This window comes from Parabacteroides sp. ZJ-118 (genome assembly GCF_011038785.1).
In the GTDB taxonomy this organism is placed as follows: domain Bacteria; phylum Bacteroidota; class Bacteroidia; order Bacteroidales; family Tannerellaceae; genus Parabacteroides.
In genome coordinates this window covers 14,818-28,619 of the sequence record NZ_JAAKDT010000024.1, presented here as the reverse complement: position 1 = coordinate 28,619, position 13,802 = coordinate 14,818, and the positions used below count along the sequence as shown (strand labels likewise).

Genomic DNA, 13,802 nt, shown 5'->3' with positions numbered 1-13,802 from the left:
TTTAAAGATAATATCATGAAAAAAGAGAACAACATTAGCAGAAGATCATTTCTGAAAAGTTCAGCCCTGGCGGGTGCGCTTGGAGCAATTGGAACAGGCAGTACAGTGGGTGTATTAACTTCTTGTGGTGGAGGTGAAAGTGCGAACACGACAAAGCCCTTGAAAGAACCCGGCACTTATTACGTACCCGAATTACCCGATCTGGCAACTGATGGAAAAGAACTAAAAGCCGGTGTAATCGGTTGTGGCGGACGTGGTTCCGGAGCCGCTTTTAACTTCTTGAATGCTGCGAACGGCGTTACGATCGCAGCTTTAGGCGATACATTCCAAGAACGTGTCGACGATTTGGCAAAGAAATTAAAAGACGAAAAGGGAATAGATGTACCGGCTGACAAACGTTTCGTTGGCTTGGATGCGTACAAGCAAGTGATCGATAGCGGAGTAGATGTAGTGATCGTCGCCACGCCTCCCGTATTCCGCCCTGTGCATTTCCAATATGCGACAGAGAAAGGCAAACATTCTTTCTTGGAGAAGCCGATCTGCGTGGATCCGGTTGGTTACCGTACCATCATGGCTACCGCGAAACAAGCCGCGGCAAAGAACTTGTGTGTCGTAACCGGTACTCAACGCCATCACCAACGTAGTTATGTTGAGTCTTACAAGAAGATCATGGAAGGATTGATCGGTGAGATCACGGGCGGTACGGTTTACTGGAACCAAAATATGCTTTGGTATCGCGACCGTCAACCGGGATGGAACGATTGCGAATATATGATCAAGGACTGGGTAAACTGGAAATGGCTTTCCGGCGACCATATCGTAGAGCAACACGTACATAATATAGATGTATTCACTTGGTTCAGCGGCTTAAAGCCGGTCAAGGCTGTAGGTTTCGGTTCTCGCCACCGTCGTATCACCGGCGACCAATATGATAACTTCAGCGTTGATTTCACAATGGAAAATGGTATCCATATGCATAGTATGTGCCGCCAGGTAGACGGTTGCGCGAATAATGTAAGCGAATTCATCCAAGGGACCAAGGGGTCATGGAACAGTGACACGATGGAGATCAAGGATTTGGCAGGAAACGTTATCTGGAAATATGATAGCGAGGCTGAAAAAGCGAACTTCAAGCAAACCGACCCGTATACACTAGAGCATGTAAACTGGATCAACTGCATCCGTGGTGGCAAACAAATCGAGCAAGCTTCCGAGACCGCTATCGCCAATATGGCAGCGATCATGGGTCGCGAGTCCGCTTACACGGGTGCCGAGACCACTTGGGATGCCATGACTACCTCTGCTTTGGATTACACTCCGAAAGATTTGAACTTAGGGAAGATGGATATGAGCGGCTTCGTCGTTCCTGTTCCGGGTAAACCAATCGACAAGAAATAAACCAGATTGTTTATGACATTAAATAGAAGAAATTTTTTAAGAACCTCCTTATCCGGTGCCGCTTTAGCAGTAGGTAGTGCGGTCTTGGCCTCCTGCTCCTCCAAACCGGCAAGCACTGCCGAAGGAGAAAAAGGAGGCGAGAAGCCCGGCAAGGATCTTGAGTTAAAGCTTTCTTTCCAAGAAGGCATCGCCCCCGGTGAAAGTTTGAATGAGAAACTTGATTTTATGGAGAAGTTGGGCGTTGTTGGTTTCGAGCCGAGTGGCGGAGGATTAGCCGGACGGGTAAACGAGATCAAGCAGGCCTTAAACGGGCGTAATATCAAAGTGAGTGCCATCTGCGCCGGCTTCAAAGGCTTTATTCTCTCTACCGATCCAGCCATCCGCAAGGAATGCATGGATACGATGAAAGAGATCATCGCCGCAGCCGGTGAATTAGGTTCTACAGGCGTGATTATCGTCCCCGCCTTTAATGGCCAAGTCCCCGCCTTGCCTCATACGATGGAAACACGGGATTTCCTTTGCGAGCAATTCAACGAGATGGGAACCTTCGCCGCCCAGCACGGGACTAGCGTCATTTTTGAGCCTTTGAACCGAAAAGAGTGTTTTTATCTACGTCAAGTAGCCGACGCCGCTTCTTTATGCCGGGATATCAATAATCCGGGCGTACGCTGCATGGGCGACTTCTGGCATATGACATGGGAAGAGACCTCTGATATGGGAGCCTTTATCTCCGCAGGAGAGTTTCTCCAACACGTACACGTGGCCAGCCGCAAACGTCGTAGCATGCCGGGTGAGGATGGAGATGCCGATAACTATATCAATGGTTTCAAGGGATTGAAAATGATTGGTTATAACAACTACGTAAGCTTCGAGTGCGGATGTCAGGGCGACCGCAACGTGGTAGTCCCCGCCGCCGTCAAGTTATTACGTGAACAATGGGAACAAGCTTGATAAGATGCCTTTAGTGTACCCCAATATGCAATTGAGTGAGGTGGTGGAAGAACACCCCTCACTCATTCCCGTAATCAACCGTTTTGGGATTCGCCTCGGACTTGGCGACAAATCGGTGAAGATGCTCTGTGAAGAACATTCGCTAGATACGGACTTTTTACTGACGGTAATCAATACATTCCTCAACGAAGAGTATTTTCCGATGCAGAAATTACAAACTTTTCATACATCGCAGATCATCGATTACCTGACACAGACGAACCAATACTATTTACGTTATCAGCTTCCCAACATAGAACGCCATCTAGGCTCCTTCATCTCGATGAGTACGCCCAGCAATCCTACTCTTGGATTGATAGGACGCTTCTTCTCCTCGTTCAAGGAAGAACTTATCGCCCGCATCGAGAAAGATGATACGATCTGGTTCCCCTACTGCATGTCGTTAAGTAAAAAAACGGGGGAAGAACCGGCGAGAACGATCGAGGGATTGCAAATCACCTCCGAGCAACGTTCGGAAGATACCATCGAGGCTCTCTTGGCCGACTTAAAAAGTATCATGGTCAAGCATCTTTCGGGAGATTACGACGAGAATTTATGTTATGCCGTCCTCTTCTCCATCTGTAGCCTGGAAAAAGACATCAAGCAACACAACCGGATTCGGTATCGAATCCTTACCCCCATGGTCTCGGCCATGGAAAAATTATAACGATCTGAAATGCATCGAAACAAACAAATAGCGATCATACTGCCTGATACCCTGAGAAGTATCGGACTGCAAAGCTTGCTGACCGACTACTTTCCCCCGGTAGAGGTGTGCTATTTCCCAAATTTCGAGATGCTTTCCTCCGCGGGAAGCGACACCTACGATTACTATTTCACCGATTCAGATACCCTTGTGCTCAACGCGGATTTCTTCCTTCCGAGAAGGAACAAGACCGCCATCCTCATCGACAGCGCCGAAGAACACGGGGCGCTCTCGTCTACGAACCGCATCACGTTACGTTCCTCCCAAGAGACCCTTATCGAGCAATTGCAACAATTATTTACGAGCGACAGTTCCGGCAACACCACTGCCGAAAACAACAAGGATCTGTCCGGCCGTGAGGTAGACGTACTTCAACTGATCGTAAAAGGCATCACGAATAAAGAGATCGCCGATAGGCTGAACATCAGCTTGAACACCGTCCTCACCCATCGTAAGAACATCACCGCCAAGCTAGGCATCAAGACCGTATCCGGCCTCACCTTCTACGCCATCATGAACGGAATCATCTCCGGCGACGATATCGAACTATAGCGAAGCCAACAAGCCAGCTTTCAAAATCACTACATCTAGTGATTGACCATCCTGTTTCTTTACCGTTTCTTCGCGATTGAAAAAATATACTAACAAAAGGAATTCGATGAAAAGGCACTACTTAGGTATCATCGCCCTGGGTGCGTTGGGGCTGCAAAATATATACGCCGGGAATACCAAGGCTAACGAGAACGACACGATAAAAACCTATAACATGGGTGAGGTAATCGTGACCTCATCTACGAAGGAGACAAACAACCTCCGTACGTTACCCGGTTCCGTATCGATCCTTTCCCCACAAATGATCTCCGGCAGGCAGATCGACGCATTAAAGGATATAAGTTCTTTCGTCCCGAACCTATACATGCCGGATTATGGGGCAAAACTAACCTCGGCCATCTATATCCGCGGTATCGGAGCGAGAAGTAGCGGACAATCCGTGGGCTTATATGTAGACAACGTGCCATATCTGGATAAAAGCACCTTCGATTTCGAGCTAACCGACATCCAACGTATCGAGGTATTACGAGGGCCGCAAGGAACCCTGTATGGCCGTAACGCCATGGGAGGCATCGTGAATATCTACACCATCTCCCCGTTCGACTACCAAGGGAAGAAACTCTCCCTATCGGCCGGAAGCTACGGACAATATAAAGTCAAGGCCTCCCATTATGCGAAGTTGAGCGAAACGATCGGATTCACCGCCGCCGTTTACTATGATCATGGCGACGGTTTCTACACCAATGACTACGACGGGAAAAAGATCGATAAGGAAGACAACGTCGGCGGCCGCTTCAAGTTAGAAGGTCGCTTCAATCCGAACTTCCGTGCCTCCTACTCCCTTTCCGTAGATTATACGGACCAAGGAGCGTTTCCATACGGTATGTTCATCGGAAGCGGCAATACCGATCACAGGTATGTAAATCCTATCAATATCAACGATCCCAGTTCTTATAAACGGACGGTCATCGCCAATAACCTGTCTCTCGAATACCGGAATGAGCACGTGATACTGAGCAGCACCACCGGTCATCAATATTTCAAAGATGATATGAAGATGGATCAAGACTTCTCCCCTCTCTCGATCTTTACCCTCAACCAAAAGCAAAAGCAAAACGCCTTCAGCGAGGAATTGGCGATCAAGAGTAACACGAGGAACAAGTACCAATGGTCCTTCGGGCTCTACGGTTTCTACGATGATCTGCATACGGACGGTCCGGTCGATTTCAAGGAAGATGGAGTCAAGGCCGTTCTCCAGCCCGTATTCGATCAATTGAAGAAAGATCATCCCAAGATGCCCTATCTGAAAATACTGGACGATCATCTTTATATTCCTGGTTCTTTCGACACCCCTTCTTACGGCCTCGCTTTGTACCACCAATCCACTTATAACAACCTGTTCACGGAAGGCCTGTCAATTACCGCCGGCATCCGCTTGGATTACGAGAAGCAAAAGATGGATTACAATTCCGAGGCTAAGATGAGAATGGGTTTCGGCTTCGTAGAAAACGGACCGGTTATCGACATCGAGAAACTTTTCCCGATCCCGACCACCGTGATGGACGCCAGTGTCTCCCAAGATTTCTGGCAAGTACTTCCGAAAGTATCTTTAAAGTACGAATGCACGCCAAACACGTTCACCTACGTATCGGTAGCGAAAGGTTATAAGACCGGGGGCTACAACGTACAAATGTCGGCGGACGTGATGCAAAGCCAGATGCAATACGATATGATGAGCGCTTTCAAGGATATGATGCCGATCGAGGTCAAAGAACCTACCCCCATCGAGGAAGTAGCCGCCTACAAACCGGAGAAAAGCTGGAACTACGAGATCGGTATCCGTAGTGAGTTGCTATTCCAACGCCTAAGCGCGGAATTGACAGGTTTCTATATGGACATCCAAGACGTGCAACTGACCAAATTCGTGAATAGCGGCAACGGCCGTATCCTCACCAACGCCGGGAAAGCCCAAAGCTACGGTATCGAGGCCTCCTTGCGTGCCCGTATCATCGAGGGCTTGACAGCCGATGCCAATTACGGCCTCACCCGTGCCACGTTCCGGGATTACAACAATGGGAAAGAGGATTTCAAGAACAACCTCATCCCATATACCCCGCGTCATACCCTCAACGTAGGACTACAATACACCCGCCTGTTCCGTAACGCATGGATAGACCAATTCTCCGCCTCCGCCCAACTCAGCGGTATCGGGAAGATTTTCTGGACCGAGCGAAACGACATCTACCAGAAATTCTACGGAACGGTGAACGCAAAGGTAGGCGTACGTAAAGGTATCGTTAACGTAAGCCTATGGAGCCGTAATATAACGAATACCCATTACTCGGCATTTTATTTCGAGTCGTTCGGGAATCCGTTTATCCAACTGGGTAAGCCCTTCCAGATCGGCGCAGAGGTAGCGATCGCCTTTTAATTGGATTACGGCTGGGTTCTAACTGAGTTACGATGCCTATTCATGGCGGTTTACAATCCTATTCATGGCGGTTTACAATGCCCAACGCGACTATGCGCATAGGCTTTTGCCCCCTTTCGTGTCTAAAAACGGGGATATCCTCACGTATAAAAAAAGTGAATTACGGCAAAAAACACGATTAATTCGTGATTGTCTACTTACATTTGCAGAAAAACAAGTACCATGGACAAGATCGTAGAAATAGCCCGGTTTACCTATCCGACGGATGCCCAACCGCTAATGGCCCTGTTGAGGTCGGAAGGGATAGAATGTTATCTCCGTAACGAGTTAAGCAGCCAGATTATGGCCGGTTACGTAGACGTAGGCGGCGCACGGGTGGAGATTCTGGGAAGTGACGTACCCCGGGCCATGAAGATCATGGAGGAAGGCGGTTACGACCTGCCCCGGGAAGATGAGCAAGCAGAACCAGTAGGGCAAGTCGCCAGACTCGCACGTCATATCCCTTCGCTACGAAAATATCCCTTAGAAAAACAAATCATGATCCTGTTCGTCATCGTAGCTGTCTTTTTGGCTTTGGTGATCTACTTCGGATCGCTTATTTCCTCAAACTAAACAAATGTAATCAATGGCACGCAGAAAGATAACAAATAGTCAAGCCGCATGTATCACCTTACTATGGGGTGTCTTATGCTACATACTGCTTGCATACAGCGAAACCATCAATTTCAACGTCATATTTGCCCTTGTAGCCTCCGCTATCATTGTGTTCGTTCCGATCTATAAGAATTTCAAACATAGAAACGAATGACATTTCGTCGCTTTTTCAAACTTAATATATCTAAATGATATTTTTTACGCATCTTCCCTTTCAATTGTTTGCTAGTGTCAAAAATTAGCTTACCTTTGCCACGTCGTTAAACAAACGGCGTACGGATAACAAAATGGTATAACATTCTAACTATAAAATTCAGTCATGAAGGCAAGTGAAGTTTTAGACAACTTGAAAAGAAGATTTCCGAACGAACCGGAATATCATCAAGCAGTATCAGAGGTTTTAGGGACTATCGAGGATGCTTACAACGAGCATCCGGAATTTGAGAAAAGCAACTTGATCGAGCGCCTTTGTATTCCCGATCGTATTTTCTCATTCCGTGTAACTTGGATGGACGACAAGGGGCAAATCCAGACAAACATGGGCTACCGTATCCAGCACAACAACGCGATCGGCCCGTACAAAGGCGGTGTCCGTTTCCACGCTTCCGTAAATCTGTCGATCCTCAAGTTCTTGGCTTTTGAGCAGACGTTTAAAAATTCACTGACTACATTGCCGATGGGCGGTGGTAAAGGAGGTTCCGACTTCAGTCCGAGAGGGAAGTCAAACGCCGAGATCATGCGTTTCTGCCAAGCTTTCATCCTTGAGCTATGGCGCCATATCGGCCCGGACACAGATGTTCCCGCCGGCGATATCGGTGTAGGCGGACGTGAGGTGGCTTACATGTATGGAATGTACAAAAAACTGGCTCGTGAGAATACAGGTACGTTCACGGGTAAGGGTATCGAGTTCGGCGGTTCTTTGATCCGCCCGGAAGCTACAGGTTACGGAAACGTATATTTCTTGTTGCGGATGCTGAAAACGCGCGACATCGACATCAAGGACAAGGTCGTTTGTGTATCCGGTTCCGGAAACGTGGCTCAATATACGGTAGAGAAATTAATCAGCCTTGGCGCGAAGGTGGTCACGATGTCTGATTCCGACGGTTATATTTATGATCCGGATGGCATCGACCGTGAGAAACTGGATTATATCATGGAGTTGAAGAACTTGTATCGTGGCCGTATCCGTGAATACGCGGAGCAATACGGGTGCAAATACGTACAAGGCGCTCGGCCTTGGGGAGAGAAATGTGACATCGCTATGCCTAGCGCGACCCAAAATGAGTTGAACGGCGACGATGCCAAGACTTTATTGGCTAACGGTTGCTTCGCCGTATCCGAGGGGGCTAACATGCCTTCTACGCCGGAAGCTATCGACGCGTTCCTTGAGGCCAGGATACTTTACGCGCCGGGCAAGGCCGCTAACGCTGGCGGTGTATCCGTTTCCGGTCTTGAGATGACTCAAAACGCACAGAAGCTAAGCTGGAGCAGCGAGGAAGTAGACCAGAAACTTCAGAGCATCATGGAAAACATCCACGAGCAATGCGTGAAGTACGGAAAGCAAGAGGATGGCTTCGTAAACTACGTGAAAGGCGCTAACGTAGCCGGCTTCATGAAGGTAGCTAAGGCTATGATGGCACAGGGCATCCTTTAAATGATAGCGATTATTTATTGATGACCCTATACGTAAAGGAGTAGGCTCGTAGTGAGCTCTACTCCTTTCTTCATTCAGACAAGTCCAATATCCCTTTATTTTTCAATTTGCGATTCTCAATTTTCAATTAAAAAACGGTATCTTAGTGCCGAAAATCGATACGTATGATAACAGAAGAACTTAGGAAGCTATACCAATCATATACCGGATCACCGGCAGAAGAAATGACGGAATTACCGTCATCCGGTTCTAACCGCCGGTATTTCAGGATAAAAGGTCCTGAGACGTTGATTGGAGTTAGTGGCACTTCTACGGAGGAGAACAAGGCTTTTATCTATATGGCAAACCATTTCCGGAAGAAGGGATTACCCGTACCGCAAGTGTATGCCAGCTCGGACGACCATTCATTTTATATCCAGGAGGATCTGGGAGATACGCTCCTTTTCAACGCCATCGAGAAAGGCCGTAGAAGTAGCGTATTCGACGAGGAGGAACGCTGTTTATTACACAAGACAATCACCAAGCTCCCCGACATCCAATTCTTGGGATCCGACGGTTTCGATTTCTCGTATTGCCATCCGCAAGCCGAGTTCAACCAACGGTCTATCCTCTGGGACTTGAATTATTTCAAGTACTGTTTCTTAAAGGCTACCGGGATGGAGTTTCAGGAAAACCGCCTGGAGGATGATTTCTTGAAGATGAGCGATGTGTTGTTGCGTAGTTCTTCCGCCACGTTCCTGTACCGCGATTTCCAGTCGAGAAACGTTATGGTAAAGGACGGGGAACCTTGGTTTATTGATTTTCAAGGAGGGCGGAAAGGTCCGGTCTACTACGACGTAGCCTCCTTCCTTTGGCAGGCGAAAGCGAAATATCCGGAGGACTTACGAAATGAATTATTATCGGATTATATCACGGCCTTACGTAAATATATCCCGGTAGACGAGGCTTATTTCCATAGCCAGCTGCGCCATTTCGTCCTGTTCAGGACCTTGCAGGTATTGGGGGCTTATGGCTTCCGGGGATATTTCGAGAAAAAACCCCATTTCATCCAAAGCGTCCCGTTCGCCATCGAGAACCTGCGGCAGTTATTGAAGAATGACTATCCGGAATACCCCTATTTATGCTCCGTCCTTCGCGAGCTCACCGGGTTGAAACAATTCACGGACGATCTCCAAAAACATATGCTGGAAGTAAAAGTCATGAGCTTCGCCTATAAGAAAGGAATCCCGAACGACCCTAGCGGGAATGGAGGTGGATTCGTATTCGATTGCCGCGCGATAAACAACCCCGGTAAATACGAGCGTTACAATCATTTCACCGGTTTGGATGAGCCGGTCATCCAGTTCTTGGAAGATGACGGGGAGATCACGCACTTCCTCGAGCATGTCTATCATATCGTAGACGCCTCGGTAAAACGATACATGGATCGTGGATTCACCAATTTGATGATTTGTTTCGGATGTACGGGAGGACAGCACCGTTCGGTCTACTCCGCGCAACATCTGGCGGAACATCTTAACACTAAGTTCGGAGTAAAAGTGCATTTAGTACATAGAGAGCAAAATATAGAACAACATTTTAACCCTACGTTATGAAAGCTATGATTTTCGCGGCCGGTACCGGTTCCAGGCTGAAGCCGTTAACCGATCACACGCCAAAAGCGCTTATACCTGTCGGGGGCAAACCGATGCTAGAACACGTCATACTGAAACTGAAATCCTCCGGTTTCGATCAGATCGTGATCAATATCCACCATTTAGGCAACCAGATCGTGGATTTCCTGGAAGCGAACGACAACTTCGGTGTCCGGATCGAGATCTCTGACGAGAGTGACTATCTGCTGGATACGGGAGGAGGAATCAAGAAGGCCACTTCTCTTTTATGCGGGAACGAACCTTTCTTGATACATAATGTCGATATCCTGTCGAACGTGGACCTGAAGAAACTATACGATACCCATGTACGGACGAACCCGTTGGCTACCTTACTCGTCAGCCAGCGTAACACCTCGCGTTATCTACTGTTCAATAAGGAGAACAGACTGTGCGGCTGGCGGAACCACGAGACCGGCGAGGTTAAATCTTACTATCCCTATTTTGACCCGGATCAATACAATGAGTACGCCTTTAGCGGAATCCACGTACTCTCACCCAAGATATTGGAGCTGATGGAGGAATGGACCGGAAAGTTCTCCATCATTAACTTCTATCTGGCTATTTGCGCCAAAACCGATATCAGGGCTTATCTGGCGGATAACCTGAAACTACTGGATATCGGCAAGCCGGAGACGCTGGCTAAGGCGGAGGAGTGGTTACAAAAATTATAAGATAGTACGATAGGCATTATAGGCTTCTAACGATGGGCATTATAAAGGACTAACAATGGGCATTATAAAGGGCTAACAATGGCGATCGTTAGCTCCTTACAATGCCTGTTGTTATTCCCTCAAGGTTTCAGCACCACACCAAGACTTTTCTTCCCATCCATCTTAATCATAATCGGAGCCTCAAAATGGATATGACGAAGATACTCCGTCTCCTCTACGGCCGGCTGCGCATTCAAGAACGCCTCATCGAACCAGCCATCTCCCTTAAATGGATTAACCGTAAAATAGCCCACTCCGAACGAAGTCAGGTTCTGGAAGAAATGGGTACCTTGACTCGGGTCTACCCGATAGTTCTCCAATCCGCATTCCACGATCACCCGTGCGTTACTGATGTGCGGCCATTTCACCGGAATACCCAACCAAGGGTCGCTGCTCCCCCACCGGCCGGGTCCCACCAACACGTAACCTTTCTCTTGATCGGTAAACGAGCGGTTCATCTTCTCGATCTCATAAGCGATCAACTGATTATTGGATGAATTAAATGCGCCCGTCTTTACATATATGATATCCTGTACATCGTTTACGATACCATGTCCCAAAACACTGGTAGAAGAAAGGATGGTTTCCTCGTTCTTCACCGAGGCCAGATCCTCGTCCATAATCTCTTTATTATCTACGATCGGACGGATTTGCAACAGGTAGAAAGCCGCTCTCGTATGATCCGAGGGATCCATGTTAACAGCGAACTCAATCTCGACCGGACGACCCATTTCCTGCTGCCCGATCCGTAAGATCTGATCCAACGTATCCGCCAGCGGGAATACGTCATGCTGTAGGATATTCACGAAAGAAAGGATCTTACGTCCGCCCGGGTAATAACCATCACGGATAATCTGATCGCACGGATCGTAGGTAGAGACAATATATTTCAGGGAGCCTTCAGCGTCCGCGTCTTTCAGGCCCAGCTTCACCAAGTTAAAGGCATCATCTACCGACAAAGCCTTCGCCATATTCTTCAGATCCAAGGCATAGAAACGCGTCTGCGTCTCCCTGAGAGCGAAATCCATCGTACTCATCTGCAGGATGCTATGGGGATGCCGGGGGGAGAAGCGCAAGGTTTGCCCGCCATCGACGATATATTTACCCAATCCTAAGGCGATATTCGCGATCCCATCCTCCGCCTTCTCGTTGCCGATCGGATAGAAATTCAAGGAACGAGCCACGCCCGACATCGTCGGATAGAAATGATCCTTATAACGGGAGCCCACCACTTCTTGCAAGACGACAGCCATCTTCTCCTGATCGATCAAGTTCGAGGTAGCCGTCATATAAGCCTTGCTATCCCGATAGAAGACCGAGGCATATACCGCTTTGATAGCGTCGCTCACCGTGCGGAGCATATCGTATTTCTCATCGATCTTAGGTACCATATACGTAGAATAGATCCCGGCGAAAGGCTGATAATGCGAATCTTCCAGCAGGCTGGAGGAACGCACGGCGATCGGGCTTTTCACCACATCGAAGAACGCCATCAAGTCCTCGATTAAACGGGAGGGCAGGCTGGCCCGCAAGAAATACCGGAGGATCGTCTCGTCGTCCGCGTCGCCCAACGCTACCGGATACAACTCGTTCGTCTCCATGAACTCGTCAAAGATATCGGTACAGATCACGACCGTCTTCGGGATATTCACGGCAAAATTATCATGCTCCAGCTTAGGGTATCGCTTTACCATCGCACCGATAAAGGCAAGACCTCTCCCCTTACCGCCCAGCGAGCCGTCGCCGATACGGGCGAAATTACTATACTCATCGAAACGGTCCTTCTGATAAACCGCAACGACACCGGTGTTCTTCATCCGGCGATATTGCACGATCAAGTCGAAAATCAATTTCCGGGCCTCATCCATATCCTTATAGTCACTTACGTCCACATGCTTCAAAACCTCCGCGGGCGGAAACATGGCACGGGAATAAAAGAAACGGGAGAAATGATTCCGGGAGAGATGGTAAACCAATGAATCGTCGGGAATCTGGAAGACCTTCCTCTGGAGGTCTTTCAAATCCTCGATGCGCATGATCTCCTCTTTCGTATGCGGATCCAGGATCACGAAATCGCCGAAACCGAAACGCTGCATGATCTCCTTTTTCAGATCCTGCGGATAGCTCTTGGAATTCTTGTCGATAAACGAAGCGTTCAGCTCCTTCGCGTACACATGGTTGCCGGCCTCCGAAGACTCCAACACGAAAGGAATGATCAAACCCGTTTTCCGTACATACTGCCCGAACTTATAACCGGCATACGGATCTTTCACGCCATCGTGCATAAAACTCATATCCGAGATAATACCCAATATATTATCCCGGTACTGATCAAAGATACGTACCGCCTCCTCGTAATTCCGGGCCAATTTGATCTTCGGACGACCCCGCATACGCAACGTACGCTGGTGATCGTTCAACGCCTCCTTCGCGAACATCTGGCTCTGCTCCAGCACGAACTTATACAAATGAGGCAAAGCGGACGAATAGAAACGGATGGAATCCTCCACCAACAAGATAATCTGTACACCTACGCTGGCTGTATCGTCTGGGGCATTCATCTTATCCTCGATCAACTTGATGATCGCCAGCAACAACTCCGAGTTGCCCAACCAGCTGAACACATAATCGATAGCGCTCAGATCCTCGTTGGCGATCCGCTTGGACACCTCTTTCGAGAAAGGGGTCAATACGACGATCGGGATATTCGGATAATGCACCTTTATCTCGCTCGCCGCCGCGAATATATCCCGGTTATCCATATTCGGCATGCAAATGATCAATTCGAAGTTCCGGCTCTTCAACTCATTCAAAGCCTCCTCCTCGGTAGTCACCTGCGTAAATCGGGGTGGGTAACGGAGGCTTAAGGAAGTATATTCGTTAAATATCTGTTCATCCACACGCCCGTCATCTTCCAGCATGAAGGAATCATATTTCGTAGCGATAAGCAATACATTATATATACGCTTATTCATCAGATTGGCAAACGGAGTGTCTCTGAACACCAAGTCTTTTAAGTTTGGTATACCGCTCATAATAGATTTGATAGTAT

11 protein-coding genes are annotated in these 13,802 nt (G+C 48.2%); 10 read left to right on the top strand and 1 reads right to left on the bottom strand.

The features are described 5' to 3' along the window. Positions 1-15 precede the first annotated feature (15 nt). The 10 genes from G7Y39_RS07990 (at position 16) to G7Y39_RS07945 (ending at position 10,711) form a co-directional block, all read left to right on the top strand. Positions 16-1,398, top strand: a complete 1,383-nt coding sequence (locus G7Y39_RS07990) for a Gfo/Idh/MocA family oxidoreductase (RefSeq protein WP_165156749.1) — start codon at positions 16-18, stop codon at positions 1,396-1,398. 12 nt (positions 1,399-1,410) lie between these two features. Continuing rightward, on the top strand, positions 1,411-2,349 hold the full coding sequence (locus tag G7Y39_RS07985; RefSeq protein ID WP_165156748.1) for a sugar phosphate isomerase/epimerase: 939 nt from the start codon (positions 1,411-1,413) through the stop codon (positions 2,347-2,349). Positions 2,350-2,374: 25 nt separating this feature from the next. Continuing rightward, a complete protein-coding gene (locus tag G7Y39_RS07980; protein ID WP_165156774.1) occupies positions 2,375-3,055 on the top strand; it encodes a helix-turn-helix transcriptional regulator in 681 nt (226 codons plus the stop codon). A gap of 9 nt (positions 3,056-3,064) precedes the next feature. Beyond that, a complete protein-coding gene (locus G7Y39_RS07975; RefSeq protein WP_165156747.1) occupies positions 3,065-3,646 on the top strand; it encodes a LuxR C-terminal-related transcriptional regulator in 582 nt (193 codons plus the stop codon). A 106-nt stretch (positions 3,647-3,752) separates the two neighbouring features. After that, positions 3,753-6,077, top strand: a complete 2,325-nt coding sequence (locus G7Y39_RS07970) for a TonB-dependent receptor (protein WP_165156746.1) — start codon at positions 3,753-3,755, stop codon at positions 6,075-6,077. 222 nt (positions 6,078-6,299) lie between these two features. After that, positions 6,300-6,689: a DUF2007 domain-containing protein gene (locus tag G7Y39_RS07965; protein WP_165156745.1), complete on the top strand. Its 390-nt coding sequence runs from the start codon at positions 6,300-6,302 to the stop codon at positions 6,687-6,689. Between the two features lie 13 nt (positions 6,690-6,702). Next, positions 6,703-6,885, top strand: coding sequence for a hypothetical protein (locus tag G7Y39_RS13895; RefSeq protein WP_165156744.1), 183 nt, complete (start codon positions 6,703-6,705; stop codon positions 6,883-6,885). A 165-nt stretch (positions 6,886-7,050) separates the two neighbouring features. Next, positions 7,051-8,385: an NADP-specific glutamate dehydrogenase gene (locus G7Y39_RS07955; protein ID WP_165156743.1), complete on the top strand. Its 1,335-nt coding sequence runs from the start codon at positions 7,051-7,053 to the stop codon at positions 8,383-8,385. 164 nt (positions 8,386-8,549) lie between these two features. After that, positions 8,550-9,980, top strand: coding sequence for an RNase adapter RapZ (locus tag G7Y39_RS07950; protein WP_165156742.1), 1,431 nt, complete (start codon positions 8,550-8,552; stop codon positions 9,978-9,980). Continuing rightward, positions 9,977-10,711, top strand: coding sequence for a nucleotidyltransferase family protein (locus G7Y39_RS07945; RefSeq protein ID WP_165156740.1), 735 nt, complete (start codon positions 9,977-9,979; stop codon positions 10,709-10,711). Before G7Y39_RS07950 ends, G7Y39_RS07945 begins: the two co-directional genes overlap by 4 nt. Before the next feature lie 119 nt (positions 10,712-10,830). Here the strand turns inward: G7Y39_RS07945 and G7Y39_RS07940 are convergent, their stop codons facing one another. Further along, positions 10,831-13,785 (bottom strand): PEP/pyruvate-binding domain-containing protein, encoded by a 2,955-nt coding sequence (locus tag G7Y39_RS07940; RefSeq protein WP_165156738.1) that lies wholly within the window; start codon positions 13,783-13,785, stop codon positions 10,831-10,833. Positions 13,786-13,802 lie beyond the last annotated feature (17 nt).